Annotated in this window: 5 protein-coding genes and 2 pseudogenes; 2 read left to right on the top strand and 5 right to left on the bottom strand. The window is 68.6% G+C overall.

Annotated elements, in window-relative coordinates; all coding sequences use genetic code 11:
• A partial coding sequence (locus ABZ471_RS46720; protein ID WP_359075248.1) for a helix-turn-helix domain-containing protein occupies nt 1–281 on the bottom strand: 281 nt, incomplete at its 3' end.
• A 468-nt stretch (nt 282–749) separates the two neighbouring features.
• On the opposite strand from ABZ471_RS46720, the gene ABZ471_RS46715 reads away from it, so the two are divergent.
• Together ABZ471_RS46715 and ABZ471_RS46710 are read left to right on the top strand one after the other, a co-directional pair.
• Nucleotides 750–2,219, top strand: a complete 1,470-nt coding sequence (locus ABZ471_RS46715; RefSeq protein WP_359075247.1) for an FAD-dependent monooxygenase — start codon at nt 750–752, stop codon at nt 2,217–2,219.
• Between the two features lie 324 nt (nt 2,220–2,543).
• Nucleotides 2,544–4,202 carry a penicillin-binding transpeptidase domain-containing protein gene (locus ABZ471_RS46710; protein WP_359075246.1) on the top strand — a complete coding sequence of 553 codons (1,659 nt, stop codon included), beginning with the start codon at nt 2,544–2,546 and terminating at the stop codon, nt 4,200–4,202.
• A 119-nt stretch (nt 4,203–4,321) separates the two neighbouring features.
• Here ABZ471_RS46710 and ABZ471_RS46705 read toward each other — a convergent pair.
• From ABZ471_RS46705 to ABZ471_RS46690, 4 genes and pseudogenes are all read right to left on the bottom strand, one after another.
• Nucleotides 4,322–4,507 (bottom strand): annotated as a pseudogene (locus ABZ471_RS46705) (IS5/IS1182 family transposase); the annotation flags it as partial.
• A 202-nt stretch (nt 4,508–4,709) separates the two neighbouring features.
• Nucleotides 4,710–5,063 (bottom strand): VOC family protein, encoded by a 354-nt coding sequence (locus tag ABZ471_RS46700; RefSeq protein ID WP_359075245.1) that lies wholly within the window; start codon nt 5,061–5,063, stop codon nt 4,710–4,712.
• 231 nt (nt 5,064–5,294) lie between these two features.
• Entirely contained in the window at nt 5,295–6,866 is a 1,572-nt protein-coding gene (locus tag ABZ471_RS46695; RefSeq protein WP_359075244.1) for a protein kinase, read from the bottom strand.
• Between the two features lie 245 nt (nt 6,867–7,111).
• Nucleotides 7,112–7,378 (bottom strand): annotated as a pseudogene (locus ABZ471_RS46690) (beta-galactosidase); the annotation flags it as partial.
• Between the last annotated feature and the right edge of the window lie 311 nt (nt 7,379–7,689).

The following is a 7,689-nucleotide window of genomic DNA, read 5'->3' as shown; positions in this document are numbered from 1 at the left end:
ATCGACAGCAAATGAGCAATCAAAAACGCCTCATCCAAACCCTGCTGCAACACCAACTCCTGCCGCGGCGGCACAGGAACCGCCGCCAACTGCCCCGCCAACACCGCCTGAGCCAACTCCTGCTTCGACGCAAAATGAAAATACAACGCCCCCTTCGTCACCCCCGCCCGCTGCAAAATCTCCGCAATCGTCGCCGCCTCAAACCCCACCTCCGCAAACACCCCAGCAGCCGCCACCAAAATCGCCCGCCTCGTCCTCACCGCCCTCTCCTGCAAAACCACAACCCCACCTCCACACCCGACACCAACACCCAACCAACAAAAAAAACCGCCTAGTTCGTATCCTGACACCACCACCCCCAACGATCAACCAACCCCCACCCCTCAACGACCCACCCACACCCCACAACCCCCACAACCCCACCCCACCCACGCAACAAACCAACCACCCTCCAGGAAAACCTGAGCCCCCCTCAAGCCCCAACGGACACCATGGGCGGGGAGAGATCCAAACGAAGGGGAGGCCCGTGGACGGCGGCTACAACCTCCCCCGTCCGACGTGCCCTCGCACCCCCAGCCACACCGGCATGGGGCCGCGTAGCCCCCGCACTTCGCTCACGCCACCGGCCAGGCAACCGTCGGAAGAACGCCCTCGGCCCCAGGCCACACCGGCCGCGCAAGGCGAACCCGCACAACCCCCCACCCACCCCCTGACACCACCGTGCCCACGCGCACGAGGAAAGGACCGACATGGGCAGGAAGCTGGACGCGGACGTCATCATCGTCGGAGCCGGGCCCACCGGCCTCATGCTGGCTGCAGAACTACGCCTGGGCGGCGCCAGCGTCATCGTCACCGAACAACTCGAACAATCCGCCGGCCAGTCCCGCGCCCTCGGCTTCACCACCCGCGCCCTGGAATCCTTCGACCAGCGCGGCCTCCTCCCCCGCTTCGGCACCGTGGAAACGAGCCCGATGGGCCACTTCGGCGGTATCCCCTTCGACTACACGGTCCTCGAGGACGCCAACTTCGGAGCCCGCGGTATCCCCCAGTCCCAGACCGAAGCCGTACTCGAGGAATGGGCCCGCGAACTCGGCGCCAACATCCGCCGTGGCCACGAGTTCCTCAACCTCGCCCAGGACGAAGAAGGCGTCACCATCACCGTCCGCTCCCCCCAGGGCGAACGCCAACTACACAGCCTCTACGTCGTCGGCGCCGACGGCGCCCACAGCCCCGTTCGCAAAGCTGCCCACATCGACTTCCCCGGCACCCCCGGGACCCAGGTCATGCACCTGGCCGACGTCACCGGGACCGACGTACGCCCCCGCCCCTTCGGCGAACGCCTCCCCACCGGCCTCGTGCAAACCTTCCCCGTCGACGACACCACCACCCGCATCATCCTCTCCGAGTACAACACCCCCCTCGACCACCACACCGAAACCCCCACCTTCTCCGACATCGCCGCCGCCTGGCACCGTGTCACCGGTGAGGACATCACCACCGCCACCCCCCACTGGACCAGCTCCTTCACCGATGCCACCCGCCAAGCCGCCACCTACCGCGACAACCGCGTCCTCCTCGCCGGCGACGCCGCCCACATCCATCTCCCCGTCGGCGGCCAAGGCATGAGCACCGGAATCCAGGACGCCGTCAACCTCGGCTGGAAGCTTGCCGGCACCACCCAAGGCTGGGCTCCCGCGCACCTCCTCGACACTTACCACGACGAACGCCACCCCGTCGGCCAACGCCTCCTCACCAACACCCGGGCCCAAGGCCAAGCCATTTTCGGCGGCGATCAGTCCCAGGCCCTTCGCGACCTCTTCGCCGAACTCCTCACCCTCACCGACGTCCAAAAGCACCTCGCGGGCACCATCAGCCACACCGACATCCGTTACACCACCCCCGGCACCGACGCCAACCCCCTCACCGGCCACCGCCTCCCCCCACGCACGCTCAACACCACCACCGGCCCCACCCACACCACCCAGCTCCTCCACTCCGCGCACATGCTCCTCATCACCCCCACCACCACACCCCAGCCCAACACCACGGGCTGGAAAGACCGCCTCACCACCATCACCACGACCGCCCCCCACCCTCACCCCCTCCCCGACGCCCCGCTCCTCATCCGCCCCGACGGATACATCGCCTACGTAGGCACCGACCCCGACCAGCTGACCCAAACCCTCCACCACTGGCTCGGCGCCCCCGACCCCGCCTGAAGCACACACAACGAGGCAGCAGGCGTCGCCGAGCAGCCGCCATGCGGTCAGGACGAGCCGGGACCGCAACAGTCCTGCGGGCTGGGTGGGTTCGGTGTTCAGGGTCTTGCCGAGCTGGACGGTCGATAAGACATCCACCCACCCCGGAGCCGTCGTCCTCGGCCTGCACGCTCAGCGCACCGTGTCCGCATCGGCCGACAAACTGCGGTCTACGCGGAGAGGCGACCGGAGAAGGCATCAACGTCACCACGCACGTTGACGGTCCGGTAACGATCTGCAGAAGCCCGGCACACCTCTGCATGGAACATACATACGATCCGGCGCATGAACAGAGCTGTGAAGATCGGCCTCGCCGGTACGTGCACCGCGCTGCTCGTCCTCGGGGGAATCGGTACGTACAACATCATGCACAGCCTGACCTCAGATTCCTCGGGCGACGCTCGGACGAAGGCTGCGCGCAGCTTCGACCCAACAGCGGTGTCGAGTACGCCGCCGTCGGGGGACGAAGCGGTCAAGCTGGCCCGCGCGTTCCTGGACAGCTGGTCGCACCAGCACCTCGAAGGCGCGGCGAGCGATACGGACGTGCCGGACGCCGCCTCACTGGCACTGCGGGAGTACACGGACGGCCTGCATCTGAAGAAGCTGTCGTTCGATCGCGTTCTCTCCGCAGGTCCATCGACGGTGACGCGGGGCGCCACCAAGGTCACCTTCGACGTCACCGCCCAGGTCGCGGGCGGCACATGGACGTACTCGAGTGCGGTGGCGGTGCTGAAGAGTACGAGCGGCCTGCTCGCGGTCCATTGGAACAACTCGGTGCTCTATCCGGGCTTGAGTGACGGCCAGTCACTGACCGCGGGCAAGCTGCCGGTCGGCGCGAATGCGGCGAAGGTCGTCGCGAGCGACGGGAAGACGGACCTGTCCGCCTTCCCGTCCCTGCGGGACATCACGACGACGATCCGCCAGAACGCGAGGCCCATCGGTGGCAGCACCGGCACAGGCGTCGCTGTGGTCGACGGCGGCGGGGCCGGCGTCAGGACGCTGAAGGTCTTCTCCAAGGGGCGAGCCCCCGTTGTCAGGACGACCATCGACGCCCGTCTCCAAGCGGTGGCCGAGAACGCGGTGAAGGACTCCCATCTCCAGGAGAACCCCGCCGGCACCGTGGCACTCGACTGGAGGAACGGCCACATCCTGGCGATCGCGCATACAGGCGCGGACGGGGACATCGCCATCAACGGCATCAAGTCGCCGGGCTCCACGATGAAGATCATCACTTCTGCGGCCCTGTTCGACCGGGCAGGCCTCACGGCGAGCAGTCCGGCGCCGTGCACCGACTCGCTGATGGCCAACAGCCAGATGTTCCACAACGACCCCGGTGTGAGGGCCAACCCCCGCTCCACCCTCGCCCAGGCGTTCGCCGTGTCGTGCAACACCTCCTTCATCAAGGACGGCTTCCACTACCTGGTCCATGACAGCGACGCCTCCGCGCTGCACGACGAGGCCGTGAACGTCTTCGGCATGGGCAGCTGGTCCATCGGCGGCGGGGTCGCCACGACCGACCCGAGTATCCCGCCGGACGTGCAGGGCGGCGACCAGGCGGCCCAGTTCATCGGTCAGGGCAAGGTCACGGCCACACCGCTGTTCATGGCGTCCGTGGCGGCGACCGTCCGCAACGTCGGCTTCGAGCAGCCGGTCATTCTGCCGGGACAGCACCAGGACACCGCGTCCCGGCCCATCTCCTCCCGCACGGCGGGGTATCTGCAGTCGATGATGCGCAGCGTGGCCACCAGCGGCACTGCGGCTCCCCGGCTGGGCGGGCTGGGAGGCGTCGGGGCCAAGACGGGCACAGCGGAGGAGGGGGACCACACCAACGGCTGGCTGACCGCCTACAACTCCCGCATCTCGGTCGCAGCCCTCGTCGAAGGCGGCAGCTCCGGTGTGGACTCCGCCGGATATGTCGTCCGGCGGCTGCTGACCGGCAGTTGACCTGCAACTGACCCCCGTACCTCATGAGCGCGGGGTCCACGCGACCGCCGACGAGCGGCCGAGCGGACCCCGCGCTCAGGGGCGAGCAGCCGCAGTCAGGCTGCGGCCCCCGGCCGCGGGGTGCGTCCTCGGCCGTCGCTGATGGTGGTGGACTTGAGGGTGTTCCGCTTGCGCTTGCCGGAGACGAAGGTGGCCCGTCCGGCCCGTCCGGGGCGTCCGGTCTTCGGCCGACGGACCGGGGTTTCGATGCCGTCGATGCGCAGCGTGACGATTTCGGCCTGGGCGCAGGCGAACACGTCGGCCAGCGGCGCCGCTGGCAGCGTCCGGGCTCGCATCGCGCCTCCCCCTGGGGCGCGAGTTCGGTGACAAGCTCATCAAGCCCACCAGCGTGTTCCCGTGACAGCCCGCAGAAGGCGAAAGAGGACTTGGCCGTGCGGGCCTGACCAAGGTTCATACCTCGACAACCCAGTGGATCACCAGCCCGTCACCGCTTGCGTGGAGACACGGTCAGGCGGGCTGCCACAGCTCGACCCGATTGCCCTCCGGATCGGTGACCCAGCCGAATCGACCGACCCCCTCCATGTCCTGCGTTTCTTTGGCCACGTCCGCTCCCTTGGCGCGCAACTGCGCGAGCATCGCATCCAGGTCGCGGACCCGGAAGTTGAGCATGGTTTGCTGGGCGCGGGACCCGAAGTAGTCGGTCTCGGACTCGAACGTCGCGAACACCGTCGGCCCGGCTCCCTGACGCCACAGGCCGTTCTCATCGGCGTCCAGGCCCAGGCAATCCCGATACCACGCGCTCAGCACCTCCGGGTCGGCGGCCCGCATGAAATATCCACCGATTCCAAGCACACGTTCCATGCCGCCATCTTGCCAGGAAGGCAATCGGGCGGGCTGGCACCACACCATCGCCCGCAATGCCCCTCCCTCCCGTCTCCATCGCGGGGGACCCGTTGGACGTCGTCAGCGCACTTCAGGCGGCCGCCGCCGGCGTCGGACCGTGGGCCGGGGCTTGTTGTCGGCCCGGCTCTCGCCCTGGGCCTGGATGGGGTGCTGCCAGAGAACCTGGTTGAGCCCGCCAGGTCGGCTCGCTCAGGAGCTCTGAGGAGTGCTGCCGACCTTCTGGCATGCCGAGAGGAGGTAGTCATACATCTGGGTCCGACTGGCGTCGCCGACGTTGGCCGGGGCGGCGACTGCGTAATTGCCGAGCGCGATGTTCACGTTCGTATCGCTTGCCTTGGCCTGCTGGGCGCGGAGGTCCGCTGCCAGCCGGTCGGCAGCCGCCTTGGCCGCCGGGTCATCGGTCGACTCCCCGGTGAACGAGGGATAGGTCCGCTGGAACACCGCGATGTCCTCGAACGCCCGGTCGCAGACTTCCTTGTCGCCGGTGCCGCCGCCGGACTGCGCTATGACCACGCCTGTCCCGATGGCTACCACCAGCGCAATGCCCCCGGCGACCCGAAGCGCCGTCCCGGACCGTGGCCGTGCGGGTGTAGCCGTGACGCCGGACGTGGCCGTCGCCCCGGGCGGGCGGCGTGCGACTCCGGCCGTCCCCGTGACCTCGGTGGTCCGGGCCTCGGCCGGCGCCCGGACCGGGGTTGTCGCCGTAGCACCGGACTCGGCCCTCGTTCCGGCCGGACGGCGTGCGACTCCGGCCGCCCGCGTGACCTCGGCAGTGCGGGCCTCGGCCCGTGTCCGGACCGGGGTTGTCGCCCTGGCGCCGGACTCGGCCCTCGTTCCGGTCGGACGGCGTAAGGCTCTGACCGTCCGTGTGACCTCGGCAGTCCGGGCCTCGGCCAGTGCCCGGAGGGCCCCTGCGATCCGTGTGTACGCCTCGGTCCTGGGCGCACGGTGTACGGTCCAGGGCTCGGTGGGCGAGGCGAGCAGGGCCAGGCCCGCTCGGGTGTCCGGGCGCCGGTCCGGGTCCTTGCCCAGGAGGGCCGTGACGAGCGGTGCGAGACGGCCCGCCCGCTTCGGCGGCGGGGCCTCTTCGAACAGGACCGCCGCCATGCATCCGGTGGGTGTGCCCCGGCGGAATGGTGAAAGGCCCTCGACAGCCTGGTACAGCGTCACCCCCAGCGAGAACAGGTCGCCGGCGGGCAGTCCGTCGGTGCCACGCACCCGCTCGGGGGCCATGTACTCCACCGAGCCGATGATCGCCCCGGTGGTGGTCAATGCGGTGTCGGCGTGATGGATCGCGATCCCGAAGTCGGTGAGCAGCACTTCGCCGCCCCTGGCGAGCATGACATTGGCCGGTTTGACGTCACGGTGCACGATCCCCGCCTCGTGCGCTGCGCCGAGCGCCCACAGCAGCGCCTGGGCAACCTTCTCGGCGTGCTCCACCGACAGTGGTCCGTGCGTGGCGAGGTGTTCCTCCAGGGAGCAGCCGTCGACCAACTGCATGACGATCCAGGGGAGGCCGTCCTGGAGGACGACGTCGTGAACGGCAACGATGTTCGGGTGGTCGCGCAGCCGGGCTGCGTTGCGGGCCTCGCGCGCGGCGCGGGTCAATCGTTCGGTCTGTTCGGTCTCGGACACCGCTGGAGGCAGCCAGACCTCTTTGATCGCCACATCGATACGCAGGGTTTCGTCGCGGGCCTTCCAGACCCGTCCGAACCCTCCTGATCCGAGGTCGGAGACCAGCTGGTACCGCCCCCCGATCACCTGGCCCGGTTGCGCACTCCGCCCCACAGCCACCCCCGCCTAGTTCCCAGAGCCCGTCGTGGGACGGGCACGCCACCTGGAGTGTCGTCAACTCTCCCTGCAAACAGTCACGTTACCGACCGTCGGCCACGGTAACCACGGTGCAATCCCCACCCCCCACTGGAGGCGACCGACGCCAACCTGGTCCCCGATGCCCGATGCCCGATGCCCCGGAGAAAAGCCGCCGTTGGGCGACGTAGCCCGTCCTACTCCTCGGTCGGACCGAGATCCGCCTGCGCGTGGAAGGCAACCGTGCCGGCCCGGTGGGCGGCGTGAAGTTCCAGGACGACGATCTCGTTGGTTCCCTTGCGCAGCACGGGTGCCTGGACGTACAGGGACCGCTGAGGTCCGCGGGACCAGTAGCGGCCGAGCGGGAACCCGTTGATCCAGGCATTGCCCTTGATCCAGCCATCGAGGTGGAGGAAGGTGTCGGCGATCTCGGTCACCTCGAAGGTGCCGCGGTGGAAGGCCGGCCCGACCGGTGCGGTGCGCCGGGGCTGGAAGGGGATGCCGTCCAAAGTGGCCAAGGCAGTGGGCAGTTGGTCCAGTCCTCGAGATCGGCGCCGTCCAGGACGGCCTTGCCGAGCAGTCCCTTGCGGTCCCCTTTTCCGCAGCAGCACACGGAGGACGCTAGGTTCTGTCGTCAAATGTCACGCCCACATCAGCAGGGCTGCGAGGGTGATGGCTGCTTAGCTTGACTCTGTCGGGGATCTTGGAGTTTCGCGGTGCGGCAGCGTGGTCAGCGGGCATGCTCGGGTAGTTCTCTTGCCCGATGTAGCTGTCG

It is taken from the genome of Streptomyces sp. NPDC005728, assembly GCF_040630895.1.
Lineage (GTDB): Bacteria > Actinomycetota > Actinomycetes > Streptomycetales > Streptomycetaceae > Streptomyces.
The sequence above is the reverse complement of the archived record's forward strand: the minus strand, read 5'-3'. Positions and strand labels throughout refer to the sequence as shown.